12 protein-coding genes are annotated in these 13,596 nt (G+C 56.1%); 8 read left to right on the top strand and 4 right to left on the bottom strand.

Annotated features, from left to right (window positions below):
• Positions 1 to 120 precede the first annotated feature (120 nt).
• The 3 genes from DSD31_RS07160 (at position 121) to ypdK (ending at position 2,221) form a co-directional block, all read left to right on the top strand.
• Positions 121 to 579 carry a nucleoside deaminase gene (locus DSD31_RS07160; protein ID WP_044349625.1) on the top strand — a complete coding sequence of 153 codons (459 nt, stop codon included), beginning with the start codon at positions 121 to 123 and terminating at the stop codon, positions 577 to 579.
• On the top strand, positions 576 to 1,772 hold the full coding sequence (locus DSD31_RS07155; protein ID WP_113990922.1) for a cyanate transporter: 1,197 nt from the start codon (positions 576 to 578) through the stop codon (positions 1,770 to 1,772). The genes DSD31_RS07160 and DSD31_RS07155 overlap by 4 nt, the downstream gene beginning before the upstream one ends.
• Positions 1,773 to 2,149: 377 nt before the next feature.
• On the top strand, positions 2,150 to 2,221 hold the full coding sequence (gene ypdK / locus DSD31_RS07150) for a membrane protein YpdK (RefSeq protein WP_099130696.1): 72 nt from the start codon (positions 2,150 to 2,152) through the stop codon (positions 2,219 to 2,221).
• Between the two features lie 74 nt (positions 2,222 to 2,295).
• Here the strand turns inward: ypdK and alaC are convergent, their stop codons facing one another.
• A complete protein-coding gene (alaC, locus tag DSD31_RS07145; protein ID WP_004865380.1) occupies positions 2,296 to 3,534 on the bottom strand; it encodes an alanine transaminase in 1,239 nt (412 codons plus the stop codon).
• A gap of 381 nt (positions 3,535 to 3,915) precedes the next feature.
• Between alaC and DSD31_RS07140 the strand changes: the two genes are divergently transcribed.
• Positions 3,916 to 5,613: a sensor histidine kinase gene (locus DSD31_RS07140; protein ID WP_015583745.1), complete on the top strand. Its 1,698-nt coding sequence runs from the start codon at positions 3,916 to 3,918 to the stop codon at positions 5,611 to 5,613.
• Positions 5,614 to 5,624: 11 nt separating this feature from the next.
• A complete protein-coding gene (locus DSD31_RS07135; RefSeq protein WP_015583744.1) occupies positions 5,625 to 6,368 on the top strand; it encodes a LytR/AlgR family response regulator transcription factor in 744 nt (247 codons plus the stop codon).
• A 68-nt stretch (positions 6,369 to 6,436) separates the two neighbouring features.
• On the opposite strand, the gene glk is transcribed toward DSD31_RS07135, so the two are convergent.
• Positions 6,437 to 7,402, bottom strand: coding sequence for a glucokinase (gene glk / locus DSD31_RS07130; RefSeq protein WP_015583743.1), 966 nt, complete (start codon positions 7,400 to 7,402; stop codon positions 6,437 to 6,439).
• Positions 7,403 to 7,666: 264 nt separating this feature from the next.
• Between glk and DSD31_RS07125 the strand changes: the two genes are divergently transcribed.
• Positions 7,667 to 8,902, top strand: coding sequence for an ion channel protein (locus DSD31_RS07125; protein ID WP_004865391.1), 1,236 nt, complete (start codon positions 7,667 to 7,669; stop codon positions 8,900 to 8,902).
• Here the strand turns inward: DSD31_RS07125 and DSD31_RS07120 are convergent.
• Positions 8,899 to 10,560 carry an alpha-keto acid decarboxylase family protein gene (locus DSD31_RS07120; RefSeq protein WP_004865393.1) on the bottom strand — a complete coding sequence of 554 codons (1,662 nt, stop codon included), beginning with the start codon at positions 10,558 to 10,560 and terminating at the stop codon, positions 8,899 to 8,901. The two genes, DSD31_RS07125 and DSD31_RS07120, sit on opposite strands and share 4 nt — an antisense overlap.
• 177 nt (positions 10,561 to 10,737) lie before the next feature.
• On the opposite strand from DSD31_RS07120, the gene mgrA reads away from it, so the two are divergent.
• Both mgrA and DSD31_RS07110 read left to right on the top strand, forming a co-directional pair.
• Entirely contained in the window at positions 10,738 to 11,730 is a 993-nt protein-coding gene (mgrA, locus tag DSD31_RS07115; protein ID WP_004865396.1) for an L-glyceraldehyde 3-phosphate reductase, read from the top strand.
• Between the two features lie 153 nt (positions 11,731 to 11,883).
• The gene (locus DSD31_RS07110) at positions 11,884 to 12,234 is read left to right on the top strand and encodes a DUF2502 domain-containing protein (protein ID WP_004865399.1); all 351 of its coding nucleotides are present in this window, start codon (positions 11,884 to 11,886) and stop codon (positions 12,232 to 12,234) included.
• A 49-nt stretch (positions 12,235 to 12,283) separates the two neighbouring features.
• Here DSD31_RS07110 and DSD31_RS07105 read toward each other — a convergent pair whose 3' ends face one another.
• Positions 12,284 to 13,522: an Nramp family divalent metal transporter gene (locus DSD31_RS07105; protein ID WP_004865403.1), complete on the bottom strand. Its 1,239-nt coding sequence runs from the start codon at positions 13,520 to 13,522 to the stop codon at positions 12,284 to 12,286.
• Positions 13,523 to 13,596 lie beyond the last annotated feature (74 nt).

Raw genomic sequence — 13,596 nt, 5'->3', positions numbered from 1 at the left:
CAATAGAGTCAATCATAAATAAGTCTTTTAACTTATAAAACAAAATGCGTACTCTGCCCTGTGTACAGCCGTAAAGTTCCTCTTCCCGCAACAGATCTGCCTTTCCTCTCCGGAGCCGCTATGTCAGTTCACGATAGTTATCTTCAGCACGCCATCGCCCTCGCCACAGCCAATGTTGAAAACGGCGGGCGTCCGTTTGGCGCGCTCATCGTCCACAGGGGTGATATTGTCGCCCGGGCCGTCAACACCCTGCATCAAAACGGCGATCCGACCGCACATGCCGAACTCAACGCCATTCGCGACGTCTCACAGCATCTGGGCAGCCAGGTGCTCAGCGAGTGCATCATTTATGCCAGCGGTCAGCCCTGCCCGATGTGCCTGAGCGCTATCTATTTGACCGGCATCCGCGAGGTTTATTTCGCCAACAGTAACCGGGATGGCGAGCCCTTCCGGCTCTCCACCGCCGCTATCTACCATCAGCTAAGTCAACCGCTGGAAACGCAATCACTCCCGATTCACCATAGCCCTCAGCCCGAAGGCCTCGCGCTTTATCAGCTGTGGGCGGATAAGCAAAAATGAGCCCGATGTCGCGCAACGGCCTGATGCTTCTGGTGCTGGTACTGATCGGCATCAATATGCGCCCGCTTTTGACCTCCATCGGCCCGCTTCTTCCCCAGCTACAACAGGCCAGCGGAATGGGATTTACCCTCGTTTCGCTACTCACCGCGATCCCGGTCATCGCGATGGGACTCCTGGCGCTGGCAAGTCCGTGGACTCAGCGCCATGTCAGCGAAAGTCGCGGGATGGTACTGAGCCTGATGATGATCGCCTCAGGCGCCGTGCTTCGTGAATTCACGCCGCACAGCGGGCTGCTGCTGAGTAGCGCCCTGCTCGGCGGGATCGGAATCGGTATTATTCAGGCGACGATTCCGGCAGTGATAAAGCGTCAGTTTCCCCAGCGAACGCCGCAGGTCATGGGGCTGTGGTCAGCGGCGCTCATGGGCGGCGGAGGCCTGGGAGCCGCGTTGACGCCGTGGCTGGCGCGGCACAGCGCCCTTTGGCATCACGCGCTCGCCTGGTGGGCTCTTCCCGCCATCGCAGCGCTGCTCGGCTGGTGGTCAGTCAGCCGCATGCGACCTGCCGGGCAACATCAGGCCGCACCTCAGGTCAGCGGGTCCGTTTTCCGCCGCCGCCGCGCCTGGACGCTCGGGCTGTACTTCGGTCTGATTAACGGCGGCTACGCCAGTCTGATCGCCTGGCTGCCCCCTTATTACATGCAGTTGGGCTATAGCGCTCAGTTTAGCGGAACCCTGCTGGCCATGATGACCGTAGGCCAGACCGCCGGCGCGTTGCTGATACCGATGCTGGCACGTCACGACGATCGCCGCAGACTATTACTATTGACGCTGGTGCTGCAGCTTATTGGTTTCTGCGGGTTTATCTGGCTGCCGCTACAGCTCCCGCTGCTATGGGCCGTGTGCGGCGGCATAGGATTAGGCGGCGCATTCCCGTTGTGCCTGGTCCTGGCGCTCGATCACGCCCGCCATCCGGCGATTGCAGGCCGACTGGTGACCTTTATGCAGGGCATCGGTTTTATGCTGGCCGGTGCCTCCCCGTGGTTGTCGGGTCTGCTGCGAAGCCTGAGCGGCAATTATGTGCTGGACTGGGCGTTTCATGCCGTCTGCGTCGCTGCTCTGATGGGCGTCACCCTGCGTTTTGTACCGGCACGCTATCCGCAGGCCTGGCACCGGCCTGAACGCGCCGCCGATTAAGCCCGAATGTTGCGCCGCGGGAGAGCGTTTCCCGCAGCGCATCGTTGGCATCGCCAGGAGAATAAATCCCAAAATCAAACAGCTATCGCATCACGGCGGCAACGGCAAAAAGCCGTCGCCAGAATGGAATTTATTACCGAATGAAATTAATGTGTCGCCGAATCACGACACTCGTAAGTAACTAAAAATTAATAAAAAAATGCCCCTTGTTTCCCTCATTTTTTAGGCGTACATTAGCGCCATCTGGAGCAGTTACAGCACAGAATTTCGACCTGCCGCGGCCGCCAGAATCCTCTGGTTTTGCTGCGACGGATCAGAATCAACAATGAAGATTAAATTCATTTAGGCGTTTCGCCGAGAACGCGGAGTGATGAGTCGTGAAATACTTTATTATGGGCGTATCTTTTATGGTCATCGTTTGGGCCGGTACTTTTGCCCTGATGATTTAAGCACAGCCAGAGTCAAAAAAAACGGGAGCCAGCGGCTCCCGTTTTTTGTTGCTGCGTTTCTTTATTTCGCGCCGTTATTCGAGGCTTTCGCCGGCTGACTTGCCCGATGCTGGCAACAGCCCGTCGGCACGAAACATCGATTTGATCCCGCGAATGGCCTGGCGGATACGATCGCGATTTTCGATAAGCGCAAAACGCACATGGGTATCCCCGTAATCGCCGAAGCCGATACCCGGCGAAACGCATACTTTCGCGTCCTGCAGCAGCTTTTTCGCAAACTCCAGCGAGCCCAGCGCCGCATACTGCTCGGGGATCTTCGCCCAAACATACATGGATGCCTTCGGACACTCGACCATCCAGCCTGCTTCGTGCAGCCCTTTAACCAGCACATCGCGACGGCGCTTGTACTGCTCGGCGATATCGCGAACGCACTGCTGGTCGCCTTCCAGGGCCGCAATTGCCGCGACCTGCAATGGAGTGAAGGTGCCATAATCGTGATAGCTTTTAATACGCGCCAAGGCATTGACCAGCGTTTTATTACCGACCATGAAGCCGATACGCCAGCCGGCCATGTTGTAGCTTTTGGAGAGGGTAAAGAACTCCACGGCCACATCGCGCGCGCCGGGGACTTCCATAATCGAAGGGGCCTTCCAGCCATCATAAACGATATCGGCATAGGCCAGATCGTGTACCACCAGCACATCGTAACGCTTGGCCAGCGCGACCACTTTTTCAAAGAATTCCAGTTCGACGCACTGCGCGGTCGGATTGGACGGGAAACCGAGGATCATCATTTTCGGTTTCGGGTAGCTTTCACGAATCGCCCGCTCCAGCTCATTGAAGAAATCAACGCCTTCCACCAGCGGCACTGAACGCACCTGCGCCCCGGCAATAACCGCGCCATAGATATGGATCGGGTAGCTTGGATTGGGCACCAGCACCGTGTCGCCATGATCCAGCGTCGCCAGCATCAGATGCGCCAGCCCCTCTTTTGAGCCAATTGTAACAATCGCTTCCGATTCCGGATCGATCTCAACGTTATAGCGATCCTGATACCAGCGCGAAATGGCGCGGCGCAGGCGAGGAATACCGCGGGAGGTGGAGTAGCCGTGCGTATCGGGCCGCTGGGCAACGGTGCAAAGTTTTTCCACGATATGCGGCGGCGTCGCGCCGTCCGGGTTGCCCATGCTGAAATCGATAATATCTTCACCGCGCCGACGCGCAGCCATTTTCAGTTCAGCAGTAATATTAAAAACGTAAGGGGGCAGACGATCGATACGCGTAAAACGGCGTTCAGGACTGGATGCAGTCATAGATTCCTCAGAGTAACGTTAGCGCCCGGACCGTCCGAGCGACGCTGTCGCGTTTGCGACGAGCTTAGAAAATAACCCGAAAAAAATGATGCTGTCGAGGGGGTGAGAAAAAAATAATCGTCGGCGAAAAAAGCGGGCATCTGCATCATGGCATGCAGCGGCAGAGGTCCTCGATTTAGCCGGTACGAAAATTAGATGCAACATATTAATATCTATTAGTTTACCTGTTTTTATCATTCACCCTCCGCTCATCAGGTTGACACCGGCCCGGCGATCAATCCCCTTTTTTTAGTATGACTTTTCCCTATTCGACGCTTCGGCTGGCCTTCTGCCGCGAGGTTTTTTATCATGTTGCTTTCCCGCGATAGACACGGCGCACCCATGCACGAAATATTCACAATGCTGCTGGCGGTTTTTGACCGCGCGGCACTCATGTTGATTTGCCTTTTTTTCCTTATCCGTCTGCGCCTGTTTCGCGAGCTACTGCATAAATCTGCACATACGCCGAAAGAGCTGCTGGCGGTTATCGCCATTTTTTCCCTGTTTGCGCTGTTCAGTACCTGGTCTGGCGTGCCGGTAGAGGGTTCTCTGGTCAACGTGCGGATTATCGCGGTGATGTCCGGGGGAATTCTGTTTGGCCCCTGGGTCGGAGCTATCGTTGGGGTGATTGCCGGCGTTCATCGCTATCTTATTGATATCGACGGTGTAACCGCTATCCCCTGCTTTATCACCAGTATTGTCGCCGGGTTGTTGTCAGGGCTGATTAATCGCAAAGTGCCGAAAGCTCAGCGCTGGAAGATCGGGATTCTCGCCGGGATGCTCTGCGAAACCTTAACCATGATCCTCGTGGTCTTTTGGGCGCCGTCGTTTTCGCTGGGCATTGATATCGTCTCCAAAATCGGCATCCCGATGATCCTCGGCAGCGTCTGTATCGGCTTTATCGTGCTACTGGTCCAGAGCGTCGAGGGTGAAAAGGAGGCCAGCGCCGCGCGCCAGGCAAAACTGGCGCTGGATATCGCCAACAAAACGCTGCCGCTCTTCCGTCATGTGAACAGCGAATCCCTGCGCCAGGTGTGCGACATTATTCGCCGCGATATCAATGCCGACGCGGTGGCCATCACCACTACCGATCGGGTTCTGGCCTACGTCGGGTTTGGCGAAAGCAACTATCACGATAGTGATAATGACATCAGCCCCACCACGCGCCAGGCTATCGAGAGTGGGAAAATCATTATTAAAAACAATGATGAGGCCTACAGAACGCCGGAGATTCACTCCATGCTGGTCATTCCGCTACGGGAGAAAGGCGTGGTGACCGGTACGCTGAAAATTTATTACTGCCATGCCCACCGCATCACCTCGTCCCTGCAGGAGATGGCCGTCGGCCTGTCGCAAATTATCTCTACTCAGCTGGAGGTCTCGCGGGCAGAACAGCTGCGTGAAATGGCCAACAAGGCCGAGCTGCGCGCCCTACAGAGCAAAATCAACCCGCACTTTCTCTTTAACGCCCTCAATGCGATTTCATCCTCGATCCGCATGAATCCGGATACCGCCCGTCAGCTCATTTTTAATTTGTCGCGCTATTTACGCTATAACATTGAATTAAAAGACGACGAACAGATTGATATCAAAAGAGAGCTGTACCAAATCAAGGATTATATTGCCATCGAACAGGCGCGCTTCGGCGACAAGCTTACCGTCATCTACGACATCGACGATGAGGTCAGCTGCGTGATACCGAGCCTGCTGATTCAGCCGCTGGTGGAAAATGCCATTGTCCACGGGATCCAGCCGTGCAAAGGCAAAGGCGTCGTCACCCTCGGCATCAACGAGTGTGGTAATCGGGTGCGGATTAGCGTTCGCGATACCGGGAATGGTATCGATCCTGCCGTGGTCGCGCGGGTAGAGGCGGATGAAATGCCGGGTAATAAGATCGGCCTGCTCAACGTCCACCATCGGGTAAAATTGCTGTATGGCGAAGGACTCCATATCCGCCGCATGAATCCGGGAACGGAAATTGCGTTCTACGTGCCTAACAAGCTTGCTTCCCAGACCACTCCGGTGTCTCTGTTGCCATGAACGGAGAAAAAATGAAAGTCATCATAGTTGAAGACGAGTTCCCGGCGCAGCAGGAGCTCACGTGGTTAATTAACACCCACAGCCAGATGGAGATTGTCGGGACATTCGACGACGGGCTGGACGTGCTGAAGTTCCTGCAGCACAACAAGGTTGATGCCATTTTTCTCGACATCAACATCCCTTCTCTGGACGGCGTTCTGCTGGCGCAGAATATCAGCCAGTTCGCGCATAAACCGTTTATTGTGTTTATCACCGCGTGGAAAGAGCACGCGGTAGAGGCATTTGAACTGGAAGCATTTGACTACATTCTGAAGCCGTATCAGGAATCACGCATCATTAACATGCTGCAAAAGCTGGCCAGCGCCTGGCAACTACAGCAGCAGACAGGCAGCCAGACCGGGACGGCTGCCAATCCGCAGCGGGAAAATGACACGATCAATCTCATTAAAGATGAGCGAATTATCGTGACCAGTATTCACGATATTTACTATGCGGAAGCCCACGAAAAAATGACCTTTGTCTACACCCGACGGGAATCATTCGTGATGCCAATGAACATTACGGAGTTTTGCGGCAAGCTGCCGCCCGCACACTTCTTCCGCTGCCACCGCTCATACTGCGTTAACCTGAATAAAATTCGCGAGATTGAACCCTGGTTCAACAACACCTATATTCTGCGCTTACGCGATCTGGAGTTTCAGGTGCCGGTCAGCCGCAGCAAGGTCAAAGAATTTCGCCAGCTCATGCATCTGTAGCAGGGGTATGCCGAAGAGAATAGCCCGCCCGCGCACGATTGCGCCGGAACGGGCTGGCTATGACAAGATTAGAGAATCTGTCCGAGCGTCTGGCGCAGATGCGCCCCGGAACCCAGCAGGCCCGGATTATCGTGCACGATCAGGTAGACCGGAATATCCTGGACGAAGGCTTTAAAGCGCCCCTTGTCTTCAAACCCGCCGCGGAAACCGGAAGCTTTAAAGAACTCCAGGAAGCGCGGGACGATGCCGCCAGCAATATACACGCCGCCGAAGGTGGCCAGCGTCAGCGCCAGGTTGCCGCCAAAGCGTCCCATAATCACGCAGAACAGCGACAGCGCACGACGGCAATCGATACAGGTGTCAGCCAGCGCGCGTTCGGTCACATCTTTCGGCTGGAGGTTTTCCGGCAGGCGGCCGTCTGATTTCACTATCGCCCGATACAGATTAACCAGCCCCGGGCCGGATAACACACGCTCGGCCGACACATGCCCCAGCTCAGCGCGCAGCTCTTCGAGGATAATCCCCTCTTCTTCGCTGTTCGGCGCGAAATCAACGTGCCCCCCTTCCCCCGGCAGGCTCACCCAGCGTTTGTCGACATGCACCAGATGCGCAACGCCCAGGCCGGTTCCTGCGCCGTAGACGGCAATAGGTTTTCCCTCTACCGGCGTCGTGCCGCCAAACTGAATCAGATGCTCAGCTTTCAGCATCGGGATCGCCATCGATACCGCAGTAAAATCGTTGATGATCTCCAGATGTGAGAACCCGAGGTTCTTTTTCATCTCTGCGATGGAAAAAGCCCACGTATGGTTGGTCATTGCCACCCAGTCACCGGTGATCGGACAGGCGATGGCGATGCAACCGTCTTCAACCTCAACGCCCTGCTCGTCAAGATAGACGCGGACAACGGCTTCAAGACTGGGGTAATCGAGCCCGGAATAGGTTTTTGCCCGGGAAATATCCCCGCTTGCAATATCGCATAATGCCAGTCGGGCATTGGTTCCGCCGACGTCTCCTACTAAAGCAAATTTTGTCATTCCGTTACGGCTCCACTAAAGTCAAAATGATTCTTTTGGCACACTGTAAATTCATGATGCCTTAACAACAACGACCAACGTATAAGTGCCCACAGTTTAGCGACCTATGTCACATTTAGGTTGTAATCTGTGCAAAATGATTGTCAACGCACTGCGGGATCGTCAGGCATAGCCATCAGTTTATCGTTTCAGCACCATTTGCATCGACGCCCCTCAGAGGCACGGGCAAAATCGTGCTTCACGACCTTTAAAAGGAAATGTTTCATGCTGCATCCGCGCGCCAGAACGATGCTGTTGTTATCGATACCCGCCGTGATTATAGGTATCGCTTCCAGCCTGGTATTGATTGTGACGATGAAGATTGCGGCCATATTGCAGCATGTTATCTGGTCCAGCGTGCCGTTGAGTTTAGGCATCGAGGCCAGCGGGCAGGTGTGGACTATCGCCGTACTCACGCTAACCGGCATCGCCGTGGGACTGGTGGTCCGTTTCAGCCCAGGACATGCCGGGCCGGACCCGGCCACCGAATCATTAATTGGCGCGCCCATCAGTACCGGCGCGCTGCCGGGTCTGGTCGCAGCACTCGTATTAGGTCTCGCGGGCGGCGTCAGCCTTGGGCCGGAACATCCCATAATGGTAATGAATATCGCCCTTGCGGTGGCAATCGGCTCTCGTCTGTTTCCTCGCGTCAGTTCGCTGGACTGGACCATTCTTGCCGCCTCCGGCACGATCGGCGCGCTGTTTGGCACCCCGGTGGCCGCCGCGTTAATTTTTTCGCAAACCCTCAACAGCAGTAACGATGTGCCGCTGTGGGATCGCTTGTTCGCCCCCCTGCTGGCGGCAGCGGCGGGCGCCCTGACGACGGATCTGTTCTTCCATCCTCATTTCTCGTTGCCCATCCCCGTTTATCCGCAAATGCATTTCGTTGATATCATAAGCGGCGCTATCGTCACGCTTATCGCCATTGCCGTAGGCATGGTGGCCGTCTGGTGCTTACCGCGGCTACATGCGTTGATGAACCGCCTGAAAAATCCGGTGCTGACGCTGGGTCTCGGCGGTCTGCTGCTGGGGATTCTCGGCGCTGCTGGCGGACATATAACGCTGTTTAAAGGCCTGGAGGAGATGCAGCAAATCGCCTTAAGCCAGACCCTGACGGCCGGCGACTTTTTACTGATTGCGCTGGTGAAGCTGGCGGCGCTGGTGATCGCCGCCGCCAGTGGTTTTCGCGGCGGGCGAATATTCCCCGCGGTCTTCGTCGGCGTGGCGCTCGGCTTTATGCTGCACGCCCATGTCGATGCCGTTCCGGCCGCTATCACGGTCTCCTGCGCCATCCTGGGCATGACTCTGGTGGTAACCCGCGATGGCTGGCTCAGCCTGTTTATGGCGGCGGTCGTCGTACCGGATACGACGCTGCTACCGCTGCTGTGTATCGTGATGCTCCCGGCCTGGCTGCTGTTGGCCGGGAAGCCGATGATGATAGCCAGGCGACGAAACGACTAGACGCGGCTGTTTCTCTCTTCCAGAGCCTGGGTTACCGCGCGCAGGAAGTCAGGAATATCCATTTTGGGCAGCATAACCTCCACCAGCGTCAGCTTATCGGAGCCAATACTGTCGGCCATCGCCTCTTCAAGCTCTTCCGTCCGCGTCACGCGCCAGCATCGGGAAGGGACATTGGGGGCGAAAGCTCCCGGCAAACGGTTCCAGTCCCACAGCGCAATATCGTTGTAACGCTGCTCCGGACCGTGAATCGCTCGTTCAACCGTATACCCCTCGTTATTAAGCAGCAGGATCAGCGGGTTCTGTTTATCGCGTAGCATCGACCCCAGTTCCTGAATCGTCAGCTGAGCTGCCCCATCGCCCACTATCAGCACGACCCGCCTGCCCGGCGCTGCGGTTTGGGCACCGTAGGCGGCCGGTAAGGTAAATCCTATCGATCCCCACAGCGGCTGGACCAACAGGGTGGCATCTGAGGGAAGCTTGAGCGCGGCAACGCCGAAAGCCGCGGTTCCCTGATCGGCAAGAATAATATCCCCGGGACGCAGCTGCTCCTGTACGGTACTCCAGAAACTTCCCTGCGTAAGGCTACCGCCCGTCACGCTTTCCACCTCCGGCGCAGAGCAGTCTGGCAACCGCCACTCTGCTGACAGACCGGCGGACAGAATCATTAACTCATTAAGGGCTTGATCCATCGGAATACGGCTGAACCAGTGGTCGCCCACTCTGACGGCAAAAGGCTGAATTTCAATCGTGCGTTCAAGGGGTAAATGCTGGGTAAATCCGGCAGTGATGGTGTCGGTGAAGCGGGTACCCACGCAGATGATCGTATCGGCGTTTTCAATTGCCTCACGCGTTTGCGGCGCGCTGGCGATACCGCTATAGGTGCCGACAAAACCAGGCTGCTGTTCATCAAACAACCCTTTTCCCATCAGCATCGTGGCACAGGCAATCGGTGTTTTCGCCACCCACATCCGTAGCGTATCCTGCAGGCCATAGCGCTGGGCGAGGAAATCCGCCAGCAATGATACCTGCCGACTGCTGCGCAGCATCTGCCCGGCATGTTCACGAAACCCGGCCAGCTGATTCTCATCCGCAGGCGGCCCTTCGATCGCCAGACGACGAGCCGGCGGCGTCGCTTTTGCTTTCGCCACATCGGCAGGTAACATCAGATAACCGGGGCGATGGTGGGTAAGCATCTCGCTCAGCACGCGATCGATTTCGTGGCAGGCATTCCCCGCCGTCAACGTCGCCTGCGTGCAGGTGATCTGCTCGCTCATCCGCGCGAAGTGCGTGAAGTCGCCATCTCCCAGCGTATGGTGCAGCAGTTCTCCGCGCTGCTGGGCGCCGGTGCCCGGCGCGCCGACGATATGTAGCACCGGAATATGTTCCGCATAGCTGCCGGCCACGCCGTTAAGGGCGCTCAGCTCGCCGACGCCATAGGTCGTCAGCAGCGCCCCGGCGCCTTTAATGCGCGCATATCCGTCGGCAGCATAGGCCGCATTCAGCTCATTCGCACAGCCAACCCATCCCAACGCTTCGTGCGCGATGACGCGGTCGAGGAATTGTAAATTGTAATCTCCAGGTACGCCAAACAAGCGGTCTATGCCGCAATCTACGAGACGATCCAGCAGATAATCGCCAATGGTGTAAGTCGGTTGCATCTCCATACTCCTCTTCCCGTTGCAGGTGATCTGAGTATTGAATAAGCGATCCAACTGTCCAGATAGCGGTCAATAATCGGGGTGGAAAGCAAAATTTACGCCTTTGAAGTGTGTACTCCGCGCTGAACATTCTTTAGTGTAAACGTATACACAACCTGTTCTATCTGCGGAGGAAGTATGGTTTACCAGGCAAATGCGGCACGATATCAAACGATGGAATATCGTCGTTGTGGCCGGAGCGGATTAAAGCTACCGGCCATTTCACTCGGCCTCTGGCACAATTTTGGCGACGAAACGCGGGTGGAAACCAGCCGTCAGCTGCTGCGACATGCCTTTGATCTTGGCATAACCCATTTTGATTTAGCCAACAATTACGGGCCGCCTCCGGGCTCGGCGGAAAGCAATTTCGGCCGCATCCTGCGGGAGGACTTTTTACCCTGGCGCGATGAACTGATTATCTCCAGTAAAGCCGGTTACACCATGTGGGACGGCCCCTATGGCGACTGGGGATCGCGTAAATACCTGGTCGCCAGTCTCGATCAAAGCCTGAAGCGGATGGGGCTGGAGTACGTTGATATCTTCTATCATCACCGCCCGGATCCCGAAACACCGTTACAGGAAACGATGCGTGCGCTGGACCATCTCGTGCGCCAGGGCAAGGCCCTGTATGTCGGGCTTTCCAACTATCCGCTTGAGCAGGCTGCCGAAGCGGTACGCATCCTCAATGACCTCGGGACACCGTGTCTGATTCATCAGCCTAAATATTCCATGCTCGAACGCTGGGTTGAGGACGGACTGCTTGATTTTCTGCAGACTGAAGGGGTGGGAAGCATCGCGTTTTCACCGCTGGCTGGTGGTCAACTCACCGACCGCTATTTACAGGGTATTCCGGCAGACTCTCGCGCCGCCAGCGGCAGCCGCTTCCTGCAAGCGGAGCAGTTAACCGAGGCGAAGCTCGAGAAGGTTCGTCAACTGAACGCGCTGGCCGCGGCCCGCGGGCAAAAGCTCTCACAGATGGCTCTGGCCTGGGTTTTACGGGAAGAGAAAGTGACTTCAGTACTGATTGGCGCCAGCAAAACCACACAGCTTGATGATGCCGTGGGGATGCTGGCGAATCGCCATTTCGGCACCGAAGAGTGTGCGGCAATTGACGCCATCCTTGCGGCGTAAACTCAATTTTATTTTAGCAAAAAGTGCTCTTATCCGCGATTTAGGAGTTCATCCAATGCTGCGGGGCTTTACCGCCCCGTACTATCACGTTAACAGGCCCAATGAGCGCCAATATCATCCGGCGCTCAGGCCCCGATCGTGAAGGAGAAGAGTATGTTCAGGTCACTGATTCTGGCTGCGGTGCTTTTGGCCACAGCGCCACTGGTTGCAAATGCCGGAGAGATCACCCTGCTGCCATCTGTAAAATTACAAATAGGCGATCGTGATAATTACGGTAACTACTGGGACGGTGGCGGCTGGCGCGACCGTGATTACTGGCGTCGTCACTATGAATGGCGCGATAACCGCTGGCGTCATCACGATAACGGCTGGCATCGCGGCTGGGATAAACGTAAAGCCTACGAACGTGGCTATCGCGAAGGCTGGAACGACCGCGATGACCGACGCGGCGGCTGGGGACGTGGGCCAGGCGGCGGTCGCGGCCACGGTCATGGCCATCATTAATCAAAAAGGGGAGCCAGATGGCTCCCCTTTTTCATGGCTATCGACATGATTACAGCCCGAAAATCGTACCGACCAGTAGCCAACCATTAAGCAACACCACAACGCCGACAATCACCCACCCTGTCCGTTTCACCCACAGGGTATTGACCAAATCGCCCATCAGCTGCGAATTACTGGTGAAAATCAGCAGCGGGACCAGCGCCAGGGCGATGCCAAAGCTCAGCAGCACCTGACTCATCACCAGAATTCTCGTCGGGTCCAGTCCCATCATAATGACAATAAACGAAGGCAGCATCGTTACCGCACGACGAAACCACAGCGGAATATGGAAACGAATAAAGCCCTGCATGACGACCTGTCCTGCCAGTGTTCCCACCACCGTCGATGACAACCCGGCGGCCACCAGACTGAGGCCAAAAATGGTGGCGGCCGCGTGGCTCAACAGCGGTTCCAGCGTCAAATAGGCCTGATCCAGGTCGGCAATCCCCGTGTGGCCGTTAAAGTGAAATGCGGCGGCGGCGGTGGCCATCATCGCCAGGTTGACAAACCCGGCAATGGTCATCGCAATCGCAACGTCCCAGCGGGTGGCGTGATAACGCTCTTTTCGCGTACCGTCGTGCAGATTCTGCGTTAACGACGAGTGTAAATAGATGACGTGTGGCATGATCGTCGCGCCGAGCACACCGGCGGCAAGGAACACGGCTTCACCGTTCGGCAAACTCGGGACGATCATCCCTTTCGCCAGCGGCGCCAGCGCCGGTTGCGAGAAAATCAGTTCCACAATGTAGGCAGCAGCAACAAACAGCAGTAAACCACCGATCGCTTTTTCCAGCGGCTTTTGTCCGCGACGCTGCAGCATCAGGATTAAGAAGGTGGCAATCCCGGTTAATATTGCGCCCTGCAGTAACGACACGCCAAGAATCAGCTTAAAGCCAATGGCTGCCCCAATAAATTCGGCGAGGTCGGTCGCCATGGCGATAATTTCCGCCTGCACCCAGTAAAACCACACCACCGGACGCGGATAGTGATCGCGAATCTGTTCCGCCAGGTTCTTACCCGTAGCAATCCCGAGTTTTGCCGATAGCACCTGAATCAGCATCGCCATCAGATTTGCCCATACCACTACCCACAGCAGCTGATAGCCGAAGCTGGCGCCCGCCTGAATATTGGTGGCGAAGTTGCCGGGATCGATATATCCAATGGCAGCAATGAACGCAGGCCCCATCAAGGCGAGCTTCATCTTGCGCGCTGCGCGACCGCTGCTATTCTCAACGCGACTGCTAGTCATTTTCTGCCTCTGAAATATAGCCTTTGCTATGTTTTATGTTATCAAAATGCGAATGATTATCAAGTTCATTTAGG

Origin of the sequence: Klebsiella sp. X13 (genome assembly GCF_003323835.1) — a bacterium.
GTDB lineage: Bacteria > Pseudomonadota > Gammaproteobacteria > Enterobacterales > Enterobacteriaceae > Klebsiella > Klebsiella ornithinolytica.
This window is presented reverse-complemented; position numbering and strand designations above follow the sequence as displayed.

Coding starts and splice junctions, on each gene's coding strand:
- DSD31_RS07160 (WP_044349625.1), top strand. CDS start 121: ATGTCAGTTCACGATAGTTATCTTCAGCACGCCATCGCCCTCGCCACA.
- DSD31_RS07155 (WP_113990922.1), top strand. CDS start 576: ATGAGCCCGATGTCGCGCAACGGCCTGATGCTTCTGGTGCTGGTACTG.
- alaC (WP_004865380.1), bottom strand. CDS start 3,534: ATGACTGCATCCAGTCCTGAACGCCGTTTTACGCGTATCGATCGTCTG.
- DSD31_RS07140 (WP_015583745.1), top strand. CDS start 3,916: ATGCACGAAATATTCACAATGCTGCTGGCGGTTTTTGACCGCGCGGCA.
- DSD31_RS07135 (WP_015583744.1), top strand. CDS start 5,625: ATGAAAGTCATCATAGTTGAAGACGAGTTCCCGGCGCAGCAGGAGCTC.
- glk (WP_015583743.1), bottom strand. CDS start 7,402: ATGACAAAATTTGCTTTAGTAGGAGACGTCGGCGGAACCAATGCCCGA.
- DSD31_RS07125 (WP_004865391.1), top strand. CDS start 7,667: ATGCTGCATCCGCGCGCCAGAACGATGCTGTTGTTATCGATACCCGCC.
- DSD31_RS07120 (WP_004865393.1), bottom strand. CDS start 10,560: ATGCAACCGACTTACACCATTGGCGATTATCTGCTGGATCGTCTCGTA.
- mgrA (WP_004865396.1), top strand. CDS start 10,738: ATGGTTTACCAGGCAAATGCGGCACGATATCAAACGATGGAATATCGT.
- DSD31_RS07110 (WP_004865399.1), top strand. CDS start 11,884: ATGTTCAGGTCACTGATTCTGGCTGCGGTGCTTTTGGCCACAGCGCCA.
- DSD31_RS07105 (WP_004865403.1), bottom strand. CDS start 13,522: ATGACTAGCAGTCGCGTTGAGAATAGCAGCGGTCGCGCAGCGCGCAAG.